Origin of the sequence: Aeromonas sp. Lyrl_2, from assembly GCF_051948815.1 — a bacterium.
Taxonomy (GTDB): Bacteria; Pseudomonadota; Gammaproteobacteria; order Enterobacterales; family Aeromonadaceae; genus Aeromonas; species Aeromonas veronii.
Genome location: NZ_JAYJLJ010000041.1, coordinates 1 through 11,700, shown reverse-complemented (window position 1 = coordinate 11,700; position 11,700 = coordinate 1). Strand labels below are relative to the sequence as shown.

At 57.8% G+C, this 11,700-nt stretch carries 12 protein-coding genes; 2 read left to right on the top strand and 10 right to left on the bottom strand.

The annotated features are described in order from the left end of the window. The first annotated feature begins 270 nt into the window (after positions 1 to 270). Positions 271 to 939 (top strand): ATP-dependent Clp protease proteolytic subunit, encoded by a 669-nt coding sequence (locus VF684_RS20555; protein WP_107685038.1) that lies wholly within the window; start codon positions 271 to 273, stop codon positions 937 to 939. A 178-nt stretch (positions 940 to 1,117) separates the two neighbouring features. Here the strand turns inward: VF684_RS20555 and maiA are convergent, their stop codons facing one another. The 10 genes from maiA to VF684_RS20505 all read right to left on the bottom strand — a co-directional run bounded on the left by maiA (position 1,118) and on the right by VF684_RS20505 (position 10,178). Continuing rightward, positions 1,118 to 1,756 carry a maleylacetoacetate isomerase gene (gene maiA, locus VF684_RS20550; protein WP_162516186.1) on the bottom strand — a complete coding sequence of 213 codons (639 nt, stop codon included), beginning with the start codon at positions 1,754 to 1,756 and terminating at the stop codon, positions 1,118 to 1,120. 139 nt (positions 1,757 to 1,895) lie between these two features. Continuing rightward, entirely contained in the window at positions 1,896 to 2,891 is a 996-nt protein-coding gene (locus VF684_RS20545) for a fumarylacetoacetate hydrolase family protein (RefSeq protein ID WP_139731438.1), read from the bottom strand. A gap of 10 nt (positions 2,892 to 2,901) precedes the next feature. Beyond that, the gene (locus VF684_RS20540; protein ID WP_376898543.1) at positions 2,902 to 4,053 is read right to left on the bottom strand and encodes a homogentisate 1,2-dioxygenase; all 1,152 of its coding nucleotides are present in this window, start codon (positions 4,051 to 4,053) and stop codon (positions 2,902 to 2,904) included. After that, a complete protein-coding gene (gene hppD / locus VF684_RS20535) occupies positions 4,046 to 5,170 on the bottom strand; it encodes a 4-hydroxyphenylpyruvate dioxygenase (protein ID WP_376898545.1) in 1,125 nt (374 codons plus the stop codon). The genes VF684_RS20540 and hppD overlap by 8 nt, the downstream gene beginning before the upstream one ends. Before the next feature lie 224 nt (positions 5,171 to 5,394). Continuing rightward, positions 5,395 to 6,093: an HAD family hydrolase gene (locus VF684_RS20530; RefSeq protein WP_376898547.1), complete on the bottom strand. Its 699-nt coding sequence runs from the start codon at positions 6,091 to 6,093 to the stop codon at positions 5,395 to 5,397. A gap of 7 nt (positions 6,094 to 6,100) precedes the next feature. Beyond that, on the bottom strand, positions 6,101 to 6,760 hold the full coding sequence (locus VF684_RS20525) for a TIGR01621 family pseudouridine synthase (protein WP_139442078.1): 660 nt from the start codon (positions 6,758 to 6,760) through the stop codon (positions 6,101 to 6,103). 176 nt (positions 6,761 to 6,936) lie between these two features. Then, entirely contained in the window at positions 6,937 to 7,629 is a 693-nt protein-coding gene (locus VF684_RS20520) for an ABC transporter permease (protein ID WP_005337302.1), read from the bottom strand. 3 nt (positions 7,630 to 7,632) lie between these two features. Further along, on the bottom strand, positions 7,633 to 8,373 hold the full coding sequence (locus tag VF684_RS20515) for an ABC transporter permease (protein WP_005352911.1): 741 nt from the start codon (positions 8,371 to 8,373) through the stop codon (positions 7,633 to 7,635). 211 nt (positions 8,374 to 8,584) lie between these two features. Continuing rightward, a complete protein-coding gene (locus tag VF684_RS20510) occupies positions 8,585 to 9,358 on the bottom strand; it encodes an ABC transporter substrate-binding protein (protein WP_005337307.1) in 774 nt (257 codons plus the stop codon). A gap of 49 nt (positions 9,359 to 9,407) precedes the next feature. Further along, positions 9,408 to 10,178: an ABC transporter ATP-binding protein gene (locus tag VF684_RS20505; protein ID WP_005337310.1), complete on the bottom strand. Its 771-nt coding sequence runs from the start codon at positions 10,176 to 10,178 to the stop codon at positions 9,408 to 9,410. Positions 10,179 to 10,711: 533 nt separating this feature from the next. Here VF684_RS20505 and VF684_RS20500 point away from each other — a divergent pair. Beyond that, positions 10,712 to 11,614 (top strand): lysine exporter LysO family protein, encoded by a 903-nt coding sequence (locus VF684_RS20500; protein ID WP_139442083.1) that lies wholly within the window; start codon positions 10,712 to 10,714, stop codon positions 11,612 to 11,614. Positions 11,615 to 11,700 lie beyond the last annotated feature (86 nt).

The following is an 11,700-nucleotide window of genomic DNA, read 5'->3' as shown; positions in this document are numbered from 1 at the left end:
CAGACGATCAGAACATGGCCCATAAAACCGACGTTGAAAGTGTGAGCATAGGCTCTGATAGAGCACCACGTATCGAAGAATGGGGTGGTGTATTCCCCTGCTACATAACTGGCACTATGGCATTCGTCATGTGGAGGCGAAATCAGGGTAGCTGACACTGAATTAATGTAAGTATCAATTAACAGCAATCCTTTTTTCAGATGCCGATATTTGAAATAGTGATATTGTCAGCAACCAAGTGTCCCCAAATATGTTATCCATGAGGTATCTATGTCGATAAAAAAACTAATTCTGCTTGCTCTGGCATTACCGATACATGTGCACGCCAACATTTTTTTCATCAAGGGAAATACGGTCAATGACACAGATGTAGATAATGCAGCCATCTACTTCAATGCAGGCATAGACCCGCAGACCGTGGCCTGGCTGTTATCCTCTATTGATGAAATTAACGGCAATTATCGCAACATTCAAAATATAGACATATATCTCAATAGTGGGGGCGGTGATATGGACTCCGGGTATATGGCCTACGAGGCTTTGCGTAAAAATCCGACGAAGCTGAATATGATTAACGCATCAAATGTGGCCTCTTCTGCAACTATAATTTACTGTGCATCGAATCAGCGTTATGCCATGCCAATGGCATCTTTCTTACTTCATCCTGCTGCCGCGGCAAATGAAATCAATGATTACCTTAAGCCGGATCAGGCACAGCGTATTTTGGACGATGCTGAAAAATACAACTCGCTCTTTCGCACCATTTACTCCTCCTGCACCAAAATTCCGGCAGAGGAGCTAAAGGCCATCACCTCGTCTGAGAGTCGACGTGCAACCTACAACATTGAAAATGCCAAAAAAGTAGGGCTCGTGAATCAGGACATGAAACAGCCGGCAACATACCCCGTGACCTATTACATCACGGATATGCAGAACTAATAGGCCAATCCCACCATGGCAGCCATTCCAACACTCAGGAATGACAGCCATGGCGGTTCACAACACAGGCTGAGTTTTGGCAACAGCGCGAACATATTTCGTGAGCGAGCCAGTCATCTCACTGGCTCAATGAGTATTCACTGCTTTAGCCATCAAAATGCTGCATCGCGCGATCCGATCAGGGTTGCGCGTCCGGCTGACTAGCAGGGGCCGCCTTGATAAAGGCTTGCAACTGTTCGCAGTTGGCGACGATGCGGCGGATAGTGGGGTAATCGTCCAGGGTCATGTCGTAGCGGCGGGCGTTGTAGACCTGTGGCACCAGCATGCAGTCGGCCAGGGTCACTTCGTTGCCGACGCAGTAGACACCGGCGGTGGTCATCAACAGCTGTTCGAGGGCGGTGAAGGTCTCGTCAATCCAGTGGCGATACCAGCGAGCCTCCTGCTCGTTGTTGGCCCTGAAGTGCTCTTCCAGATAGTTGAGCACCCGCAGATTGTTGAGCGGGTGAATATCACAGGCGATCATGTTGACGATCTGGCGCACCCGGGCCCGCGCGTCGGGGGAAGAGGGCATCAGGGAGTAGGCGGGATAGGTCTCGTCAAGGTACTCCATGATGGCGACCGACTGACCGATCTGCACATCGCCATCCACCAGAAACGGCACCAGCCCTTGCGGGTTGATCCGGCGATAGGCCTTCTCGCTCTGCTCGCCTTGCCGCAAATTGATGGGATGCTGCTCGTAGGCGAGTCCCTTAAGCTGCAACACGATCCGTACCCGAAAACTTGCCGACGAACGCCAATAGCCAAACAACTGCAACATAATCTGTCCCTGCATCTTATCTGGGCCCGAAGCCCGGCAGGTGCTCACCACCTGCCTCCTTGTGTATCCGGCACCGGTTGAGGGCTCGTCGTGATCCGGACATATCCCGAACATCCTTGCCGCCAACCGGCGCTGGTCATCAACCTCCCTGACCGCTCGCTGGCACCACCTGTTGAGAGATGGTGCCAAACAGGTTTTGGCCAGAGCGATCCTCCATCGCGATCGACACTCTATCACCAAACTGCAAATAGGGGGTTATAGCTTGATCACAATCAAGAATTTCCAGCATGCGGCGCTCGGCGATGCAGGATGAACCGGCGCTGCGATCGTAGTTGGAGACGGTGCCCGAACCGATGATGCAGCCAGCGCCAAGGGGACGGGTCTTGGCGGCATGGGCAATCAGATCGAAGAAGCTGAAGGTCATATCCACCCCGGCTTCGGGCGCACCAAACAGGGCACCGTTGAGGTGGGTCAGAAGCGGCAGATGCACTTTGCCATCGCGCCAGTCATCGCCGAGCTCGTCCGGGGTGATGGCCACCGGTGAGAAGGCGCTGGACGGTTTGGACTGGAAGAAGCCAAATCCCTTGGCGAGCTCCCCCGGAATGAGGTTGCGCAGGCTCACGTCATTGACCAGCATCAGCAATTTGACGTGGCGGGCTGCCCCCTGCGGGCTCACCCCCATCGGCACATCGTCGGTGATGATGGCTACCTCCGACTCGAAATCGATCCCCCACTCCTCGGAGCCCATGACAATCGGCCCACGGGGGGCGAGGAAGCTGTCGGAGCCCCCCTGATACATCAGCGGATCGTGCCAGAAGCTTTCCGGCATCTCGGCGCCGCGTGCCTTGCGCACCAGCTCCACATGGTTGACGTAGGCGCTGCCATCGGCCCACTGATAGGCACGCGGCAGCGGAGAGAGGCAAGACGCTTCATCAAAGGGGAACGCCTCTACCGCACGGCCCTCGTTAAGCTGCTGATAGACAGCCTCCAGCCTGGGGGCAACCTCGGCCCACTCATCGAGGGCGGCCTGCAACGTCGGGGCAATCTCGCTCACCCGTACCGCCCGGGCCAGATCCCGGCTCACAACCACCAAAGCGCCATCGCGCTTGCCATTGTTCAATGTTGCCAATTTCATAAGCGATTCCTTATTTGCCGGCAGCAGCGTCCGGGCGCTGCCAGCTGGAGACATACCGGGTGTTCTCGATCCGTTCGCAGAGGCTACCGACGTTCAGCGCATCGCGGGTATCTAGCATCACCGCCACCTCGTCGGTGAACTTCTTGGCATAGGCCTGCCCTGCCGCAAACGCCTTGGGATGGGGGCCGTGGGTGAAACCGGCGGGATGGAAGGTGACCATGCCCCGCTCGATATTGTCCCGGCTAAAGAAGTCCCCGGCGTGGTAAAAGAGCACCTCGTCATAATCGTCATTGCTGTGATAGAAGGGCACCTTGAGGGCGCCGGGATCGCTTTCGATGGGGCGCGGCACGAAGGTACAAATCACGAAGCGGCTCGCGACAAAGGTGGAGTGAGCCGACGGCGGCAGATGGTAGCGATGGCTCATCAGCGGGCGGATATCCCGCCAGTTGAGGCGCACCACGCACAAATCCCCGTGCCACCCTTGCGCATCCAGCGGGTTGAACGGCCAAGTGATGACCGACACCTGATCGTGGCGTTTGACCTGCAGCGACCAGGGATTCTCATCCTGCTGGGCTAAAAAGCGTTCATTGATGGCGGGCACATCCAGCGCCGCCGGGTCAAAGATGGCATGATTGCCCACCAGCCCCTTGTCCGGCAGCTGGTAACTGTCGTTGGTCGCCTCGATCATCAGGATGAACAGGGGCGCCGTCGGCTCGATGCGCCACATGGTGCCACGGGGGATCACCACATAGTCGCCATCGCGAAGAGTCAGGTGGCCGTAGTCGCAGAAGAACTCGCCGCCCCCCTCGTGGATAAAGAGCAGCTCGTCGCCGTCGGCGTTGCGCACCAGAAACGGCATCGCCTCGGAGAGCCGCCAGACTCGGTAGCGACAGTGGGGGTTGCTGAGAATGTCGGGGGCCACCCAGGGAGAGAGGGAACTCACCTCCTCTTGCAGGGCATTGAGGTCAAACAGCCGTGGCCGCAGTGGCCCTTCCCAACTGCTCCAGTCGGTGGGGGCATGCTTGTGGTGCATGTGGGTAGCTGGGCCGAAAAAGCCGCTGCGCCCCAGTTCGCGCTCATAGATGGCCTGTTCCGGCAGGTCGGCATGGGCCTGACGGGAGTGGGTCCCCTCCCGATGGGGGAAATTAATCCAGTTACGCATTGCTTGGATCTCCTTTGTCATGCTCACCGCCATCCAGCACGCCACGGCGGATCTGGTCCAGCTCGATCGATTCAAACAGCGCCTTGAAATTACCCTCGCCAAACCCTTCGTTGCCCTTGCGCTGGATGATCTCGAAGAACACCGGACCAATCACGGTATCGGTAAAGATCTGCAGCAGGATGCCATCCTTGGTGGGGGAGCCGTCGATGAGGATGCGCAGCTCTTTCAGGGCCGCCAGATCCTCCTGATGCCCCTCGACCCGGCTGTTCACCTTCTCGTAGTAGGTATCCGGTGTCGGCATAAAGCCGGTGCCGCGGCTGCGCAGGGTACGGATGGTCTGGTAGATATCGCTGGAGGCCATGGCGATGTGCTGGATCCCCTCCCCCTTGTACTGACGCAGGTACTCCTCGATCTGCGACTTGTCATCCGCCGACTCGTTGATGGGAATGCGGATCTTGCCGCAGGGGGCGGTCATGGCACGCGAATGCAACCCGGTCAGCTTGCCCTCGATATCGAAGTAGCGAATTTCGCGGAAGTTGCCGATCCGCTCGTAGAAGTTGGACCAGACATCCATATTGCCGCGATGCACGTTATGGGTCAGGTGATCGATCTCCATAAGACCGGCATCTACCTCTGCCATCCGGGACTGCCAGTCGGGGTAGAAGACAAAATCCACGTCATAGATGGAGCCCTTGTCGCCATAGCGGTCAACAAAGGAGAGCGTGCTCTCGCCGATACCGTAGATGGCGGGAATATTGAGCTCCATCGGCCCAATCTTGCCGACAAAAGGCTTGGCCCCCTTGGCGATGGCGTACTGCTGGGCTTTGCCCGCATCACTCACCCGAAACGCCATGCCGCAAACGCTCGGCCCGTGCAGGCTGGCAAACTGCTCCGCCTGGGAGTGAGGCTCGGCATTGACCACAAAGTTGATATCCCCCTGCCGGTAGAGCCAGCACTGCTTGTGTTTGTGCTTGGCGACCTCGGCAAACCCGAGCGAAACGAACAGGCTCTTGAGGGCGGCAATCCCCTTGGCATCGGGGGCTGTGTACTCGACAAACTCGAAGCCATCTGTGCCTAACGGATTGATGGTGTGGGTGGCGGAAGAGGTGGCATTCATCGGGCGCTCCTTGCTCTTGATTCGGTTAAAACGGATTGCAGCACCTCGCGGCGCGGCAAGTGTTAACAACTTGTTTCATTAGAAGCAGGGCGTAGCAGGAAGAGAAGAGGCGGGTTGCAGATAGTTTTTCGCAGCTGGCAGCAAAAGATGTAAATAGATTGTGACATTCAAGCGGCAGCCCTGCGGATCAAACGGTGACGACCCACAGGACTGTCAGCTTTGGCTTACAGTTGCCAGTTTTTGACCAGCAGATGGGGCAAGCGGGCCCGGGCCTTTTGCAGTCGCGTGGGCGTCGGATTGATCAACCATGCCTCTTCCCCCAACCCCAGCAGTGGCAGATCGTGCAGGCTGTCGCTCAAGGCCAGCTCGGCATCGAGGGCGCAAATCTCTGGCAGCAGCTTGTGCTGTCCGTGGCAATAGAAGCGCGGCATCAGGCCGCCAAAACGGTAGTGCATCTGCGAGCCAATGATCCGGTGGGGCAACTGGCCGGGCAGTTGCTGATAGAGCTGGGCTCGCACCAGCGCGCAGGGGCTGGCGGAGATCACCCAGCAGCGCGCCCCCTCGCTTTGCAGCAATTCGCGAGCCTGACAAAACAGTCCCGGCCTGGTGCGGCAGTAGGCGCGTACCAGCTTGCGCCAGCCCAAAGGGGAAAGCCCCAACGTGATGGCCCACCAGATAAGGGAGATACCTCGCCGCCGCTGACTTGGCAACAAATAGACCAAGCCACCGAGCGCAATCACTGGCAACAGCAGCAGCGGCCAGATCCGGCGGCGCAGGATATAGCGCAGCAGACCGGCGTGGCTGTCGCCGGGGGCCAGGGTGTCGTCAAAGTCGGCCAGGATCCAGCGCGGCGCACCCTCGTTCTCTTGATATCCCCCACCCTCTTTCAGCACCACTTGTTCAGCTGGTGAGCGGCTTATCATGGGAGCCTCAAAGCGCAAGAGCTGCAATCGCAGCGGGCAGCTCGGGAGTGACAAATTCACTCCCCACATCGGGCGGGCAGACAAAATCGAACGGCTCGCCCGAAAGGGTGAAATTGAGCCGCCAGGCGTGCAGATAGCCGCGATCGGAGGGCGTACCGCCATAGCGCTCATCCCCGAAAATGGGGGCGCCGATACTTTTGAGGGCAACCCGGATCTGGTGGGTTTTGCCGGTCTGGGGCTTGATGCGATAGAGCCGCAGCCCCTCGCGCACCGACACCGAATCAAACCAGCTGATGGCAGGATTATCCAGCGTGCGTACCAGCATCCAGCTGCCGCCACGCCCCTTTTGCATATCCCCCTTCACCCAGCCCTGCTTCTTCTTCGGTTTACGATCGGAGAGCGCCAGATACTGCTTGCTCACCTCACGGGCCGCAAAAGCCATGCTCAGCTCACGGTTCGCCTCTGGGGTGCGGGCAAGCAGTACCAGGCCGGAGGTCATCTTGTCGAGCCGGTGTACCGGATAGAGAGTGAGCCCGGTATCGGCCTTAACGCGATTGACCAGCCCCGGATTGACCGCCTCCCCGTCGCCCTTCTCGTCGTGCATGCCGATGCCGGGCTGCTTGTCGATAACCAGGAAAGCGGGATGCTCAAACAATATCCGGTACATAAAACCTCGGGAACTGGGGAATAAGGCTCACAGCCAACGACTGGCGGCGCTCGGGAGTGCTGCATTCTCCCTGCTCGGGCACTATTTGGCAAACCGGGCGGGCAGAGGATAAAGATAAAAAATGGCCCCGCCTGCAACAGGCGGAGCCATTTTCGCGCATCTTGGCAGCTCAACCCTTACACATTGCGCGGGCGCAGGTGAGCGTGCCAGCGCGCTTCCCACTTCTTGAACAGCCAGACGATGACAAAGGTGAGCAGCATATAGAGCAGCCCTGCGGTCAAAAACGCCTCGAACGGACTGTAGTAGCGGGAGTTGATGATCCGCGCCGCGCCGGTCAGATCGACGATGGTGATGATGCCCGCCACCGCCGAGCCCTGCAGCATGAAGATCACCTCGTTGCTGTAAGCCGGCAGTGCCCGACGAAACGAGTTGGGCAAAATGATCCGGGTCAGGGTCTGCCAGCGGGTCATGCCAAAGGCGTTGGCTGCCTCAATCTGGCCGCGCGGCATATTGTGCACCGCTCCGCGCACGATCTCGGCGGTATAGGCGGCGGTATTGAGGGTGAAAGCCAGCAGCGCACAGAACCAGGCTTCGGAGAAGAGCGACCAGGCGGCACTGTTCTTCAGCCACTCCCACTGGGCGGCGCCGTAGTAGATGATAAAGAGCTGCACCAGCAGCGGGGTGCCGCGAAAAAAGTAGATATAGGCCCAGATCGGCCCCTTGATCAGCCAGTTGCGGCTATTGCGCAGGATGCCCATGGGCACCGCCAGCATCAGGCCGAGGATCAGAGAGAGGGCCACCAGCCAGACGGTGGTATAGAGCCCCTCCCAGTAGGTGGGCCACTCTTTGAGAATGATTGAGAAATCCATGGCTTACCTCGTCTTGATGGCATAGTGACGCTCGGCCCACTTGAGCGCCGAGGTGGAGACTGCGGTGAAGATCAGGAAGATCAGCGCCACCGCCATGTAGAAGGTGAAGGGTTGCTGAGTCGAGCCCGCCGCCAACGAGGCTTTGCGCACCATGTCATCGAGGCCGATGATGGAGACCAGCGCGGTGGTTTTCAGCAGCACCAGCCAGTTGTTGCCAAACCCCGGCAGCGCGTGGCGCATCATCTGGGGGAAGAGGATCCGCACAAACACCTGGGTTGCCCGCATGCCAAAGGCCCGTGCGGCCTCCAGCTCACCTTTGTCCACCGCCAGAATGGCGCCGCGAAAGGTCTCGGTCATGTAGGCGCCGAAGATAAAGCCGATGGTCGCGACACCGGCCACAAAGGGGCTGATGTCGATATAGTCCGGAAGCAGGGAGACCCACTCCTGATTGGGATTACTCTCCAGTAACCAGCTGTTGTAAGTCTCGTTGACCCAGGTGCAGATACCGTTGATCAGCACCTGGCCGCCAAAGAAGAGCAGCATCATCAGCACCAGATCGGGGATACCGCGAATAATGGTGGTGTAGCCGGTGGCGATGGCCCTGGCCCACTTGTAGGGAGAGAGTTTGGCCAGCGCCCCCAGCATCCCCAGCAGCAACGCCAGCAGCAGGGATGCCAGCGCAACTTCCAGGGTGACCCAGGCGCCCTCCAGCAGCGAGGCTTCGTATCCTTTCAAATCAAACATATGCAGCTCCATCGCCACTGAATCTTCACGCACCTGCTAACCAGAAGGCTCCATAGCAGTCCGAATGAAATATGTGCAGCTCCATTGCAATCAATGCGGGCCCGTAAACTCCCTCAGGGAGGTGACGGGCCCGATGACTACTGACGGGATCAACCTGTCGTTACTTGCCGTAGACGTTTTTGGACTTACTCGCCGTAAACGTCTCTTTGTTTTACTCTCCGTAAACGTCGAACTCGAAGTACTTGTCGTTGATTTCCTTGTACTTGCCGTTGGCACGCAGCGCCAGAATGGCGGCGTTGAATTTCTCTTTCAGATCCTTGTCAGCCTTGCGCACCGCAATACCGGCACCCTCGCCAAACCACTTGGGATCGGTCAGTTTCGGGCCGACGAATTCGAAGGCATCACCGCCCTCTTTCTTCAGCAGACCGTCGGTGATGGCGGCAGAGTCGGCCAGCACATAGTCCACACGACCGGATTTCAGATCGAGATAGGCTTCATCGGCCGTGCCGTAACGCTTGATGGTGGCGTTGGGGAAGTTGTCGGTAATAAAGGTATCCATGGAGGTTGCACGCTGCACCGCGACGGACTTGCCTTCCATAAAGGCTTTGTCGAGCTGCACATCAGTGCCCTTCTTGGCGGCGAAGCGGGCCGGAATGTGCTGGTACTTCTGGGTAAAGTCCACCTTCTTCTTGCGCTCTTCTGTGATGTCCATGGTGGCGATGATGGCGTCAAACTTGCGCGACAACAGCGCCGGAATGATGCCGTCCCAGTCCTGCTTGACCAGGGTGCACTTCACTTTCATCTCTTCGCACAGGGCGTTGGCGATGTCGATATCAAAACCTTTCACCTCGCCACTGGGCTCGGTCCAGGAGAAGGGGGGATAGGCACCCTCAACCCCGATCCGGACCTCTTTCCACTCCTTGGCCATCAGGCTACCGGACGCGAGGGCAGTAACTACGGCTGTCGCCAGCATCAGCTTGTTCATGTATCTCTCCTTGATAAAACAGTTGATTGGGTAACCAGGCATCCCGCCATCAGTAGATGGAGGAGATGAATTGCTTGAACCGCTCGGATTTGGGATGGGCGAAAATCTCCTTGGGGTTGCCCTCCTCTTCCACCCGCCCCTGATGCAGAAACATCACCTTGTTCGATACATCCCGGGCAAACGACATCTCGTGGGTCACCACCAGCATGGTGCGCCCCTCTTCGGCCAGCTCGCGCATCAGGCCGAGCACCTCCCCCACCAGCTCGGGATCCAGCGCCGAGGTGGGTTCATCGAACAACATCACCTCGGGCTCTACCGCCAGCGCACGGGCAATGGCGGCCCGCTGCTGCTGACCACCGGAGAGGTGGCCGGGATAGTAGTCACGCCGCTCCCAGAGTCCAACCCGGTTGAGCAGTTGCTCTGCCTTGGCCAGTGCTTCGGCGCGAGGCACCTTGAGCACCTGGATCGGCACTTCGATGATGTTCTGCATGATGGTCATGTGTGACCAGAGATTGAAACTTTGAAACACCATGGCCAGTCGGCTGCGGATCCGCTCCACCTGACGCATATCCTCGGGCAACCGCTCGCCGGCGCGGCTGGTTTTCATCCGGATCAGCTCGCCATGGAGCGAGACAGTGCCAGATGAGGGGGTTTCGAGCAGATTGATACAGCGAAGAAAGGTCGACTTCCCCGAGCCGGAGGAGCCGATAAGGGAGATCACATCCCCCTTGTGGGCGGTCATGTCGATGCCCTTGAGCACTTCGTGGGTGCCAAAATATTTGTGCAGATCACGTACTTCCAGTGCGGCAACGTCGCTCATCCATTACAACCTTGTCTGTCCCTAGACGCCGCAGGGGGCGTGACTCAACCATCGTCCATTTAACAAAAAGTTAACCGATGGCAACCTTCAGCGAAAATATCACCCGGATAGTGAAAAAACAATACAGAACGAGGGTCTTCAGGGGATTCGCTCTATTTTTATTCGCTCTTTTCGTATTTTTCAGCACTTTGTTTGCATAAAAAGCCGTTTCAATGGCTATTCCGATACCGCCTTTTTATACCCCAATCATTTCAGTGGCAAGAGAAAAGCGTGATGTGTGCCAAACCGGCACAAAAATGGCTTTATGCACCCCCTTGCCGAGCGAAATATCGGCCCCCCGATCGGATCAACTTGATTTCATTGGTGCACACGGGCTCGCACAGAACCTTATCAAACAGAGAGGTTGTGGCAAAAAAGTAACAATCCGCCCCCAAAAGGGCTGTTTTCGGCCATGAAAGCGAGAGATATGTGACACAGAGCCAATAAGTAATGATAAGGTGGTGTTTTTATCAGTTTTTGTGATCGAGGCCTCGATGCTGCTCAATGTGTTGCTGATCCTGTTGCCACTGGCAATCGGCTATCTGATTCCCCTCTCCTCTGCCCGACTGATCAAGCTGGTCAACCAGAGTCTGGGCAAGATGGTCTACCTCATTCTGTTTCTGATGGGGCTCGGGCTTGCCTATGTGGAGAACCTGGGCAGCAATCTGGCGGTGATCTTCAAGGTCGCCGGGGTGATGCTCACCGCGATCACGGTCTGCAACCTGCTGGCCCTCTGGTGGCTCGACAAGCGCACGCCGCCGACCCACGAGGCGAGTGATACCAAGATGCCGGGCAAGCTGCACCTGCTGTGGGAATCCCTGCAGCTCTGCTTTGTGGTGCTCGGCGGTGTGCTGCTGGGTCTACTGGTAGATCTGCGCGCCCTGCCTATCGACAAGTGGAGCGAGTGGGCCCTGATGCTGCTGCTGTTTCTCATCGGGGTGCAGATGCGCAACTCCGGCATGCGGCTGCGCCAGATCCTGCTCAACCCCTGGGGGATGAAGATAGCCGCCACCGTCATCCTCAGCAGCTGGCTGGGCAGCCTGCTGGCGGCCCAGTTGCTAGGCATGCCCTTTACCCATGGTCTGGCGATGAGCTCGAGCTTCGGCTGGTATTCGCTCTCCGGCATTCTGGTGGCCGACAAACTGGGGCCGGTGCTCGGTTCTGCTGCCTTTATCAACGATCTTGGGCGTGAGCTTATCGCCATTCTGCTCATCCCGGTCCTGATGCGACGCCACCCCTCGGCGGCCATCGGTTACGGCGGCGCCACGGCGCTGGACTTCACCCTGCCGGTCATCCAGAAATCAGGGGGCATTCAGGTGGTACCGGTAGCCATCGTCTCCGGCTTTATTCTGAGCCTGCTCGGCCCCATTCTGATCCTCGGATTTCTGGCGATCTAAGCCTTATTCCCACATTGTGTCTAGTCCTGAAATAGGTTTACACATTTTCAACTAGCATTTCTCTACTCAGAACCCCCTATGTACCA

Excerpts from the sequence above, each read along its gene's own strand:
- VF684_RS20555 (WP_107685038.1), top strand. The coding sequence starts at position 271 with ATGTCGATAAAAAAACTAATTCTGCTTGCTCTGGCATTACCGATACAT.
- maiA (WP_162516186.1), bottom strand. The coding sequence starts at position 1,756 with ATGTTGCAGTTGTTTGGCTATTGGCGTTCGTCGGCAAGTTTTCGGGTA.
- VF684_RS20545 (WP_139731438.1), bottom strand. The coding sequence starts at position 2,891 with ATGAAATTGGCAACATTGAACAATGGCAAGCGCGATGGCGCTTTGGTG.
- VF684_RS20540 (WP_376898543.1), bottom strand. The coding sequence starts at position 4,053 with ATGCGTAACTGGATTAATTTCCCCCATCGGGAGGGGACCCACTCCCGT.
- hppD (WP_376898545.1), bottom strand. The coding sequence starts at position 5,170 with ATGAATGCCACCTCTTCCGCCACCCACACCATCAATCCGTTAGGCACA.
- VF684_RS20530 (WP_376898547.1), bottom strand. The coding sequence starts at position 6,093 with ATGATAAGCCGCTCACCAGCTGAACAAGTGGTGCTGAAAGAGGGTGGG.
- VF684_RS20525 (WP_139442078.1), bottom strand. The coding sequence starts at position 6,760 with ATGTACCGGATATTGTTTGAGCATCCCGCTTTCCTGGTTATCGACAAG.
- VF684_RS20520 (WP_005337302.1), bottom strand. The coding sequence starts at position 7,629 with ATGGATTTCTCAATCATTCTCAAAGAGTGGCCCACCTACTGGGAGGGG.
- VF684_RS20515 (WP_005352911.1), bottom strand. The coding sequence starts at position 8,373 with ATGTTTGATTTGAAAGGATACGAAGCCTCGCTGCTGGAGGGCGCCTGG.
- VF684_RS20510 (WP_005337307.1), bottom strand. The coding sequence starts at position 9,358 with ATGAACAAGCTGATGCTGGCGACAGCCGTAGTTACTGCCCTCGCGTCC.
- VF684_RS20505 (WP_005337310.1), bottom strand. The coding sequence starts at position 10,178 with ATGAGCGACGTTGCCGCACTGGAAGTACGTGATCTGCACAAATATTTT.
- VF684_RS20500 (WP_139442083.1), top strand. The coding sequence starts at position 10,712 with ATGCTGCTCAATGTGTTGCTGATCCTGTTGCCACTGGCAATCGGCTAT.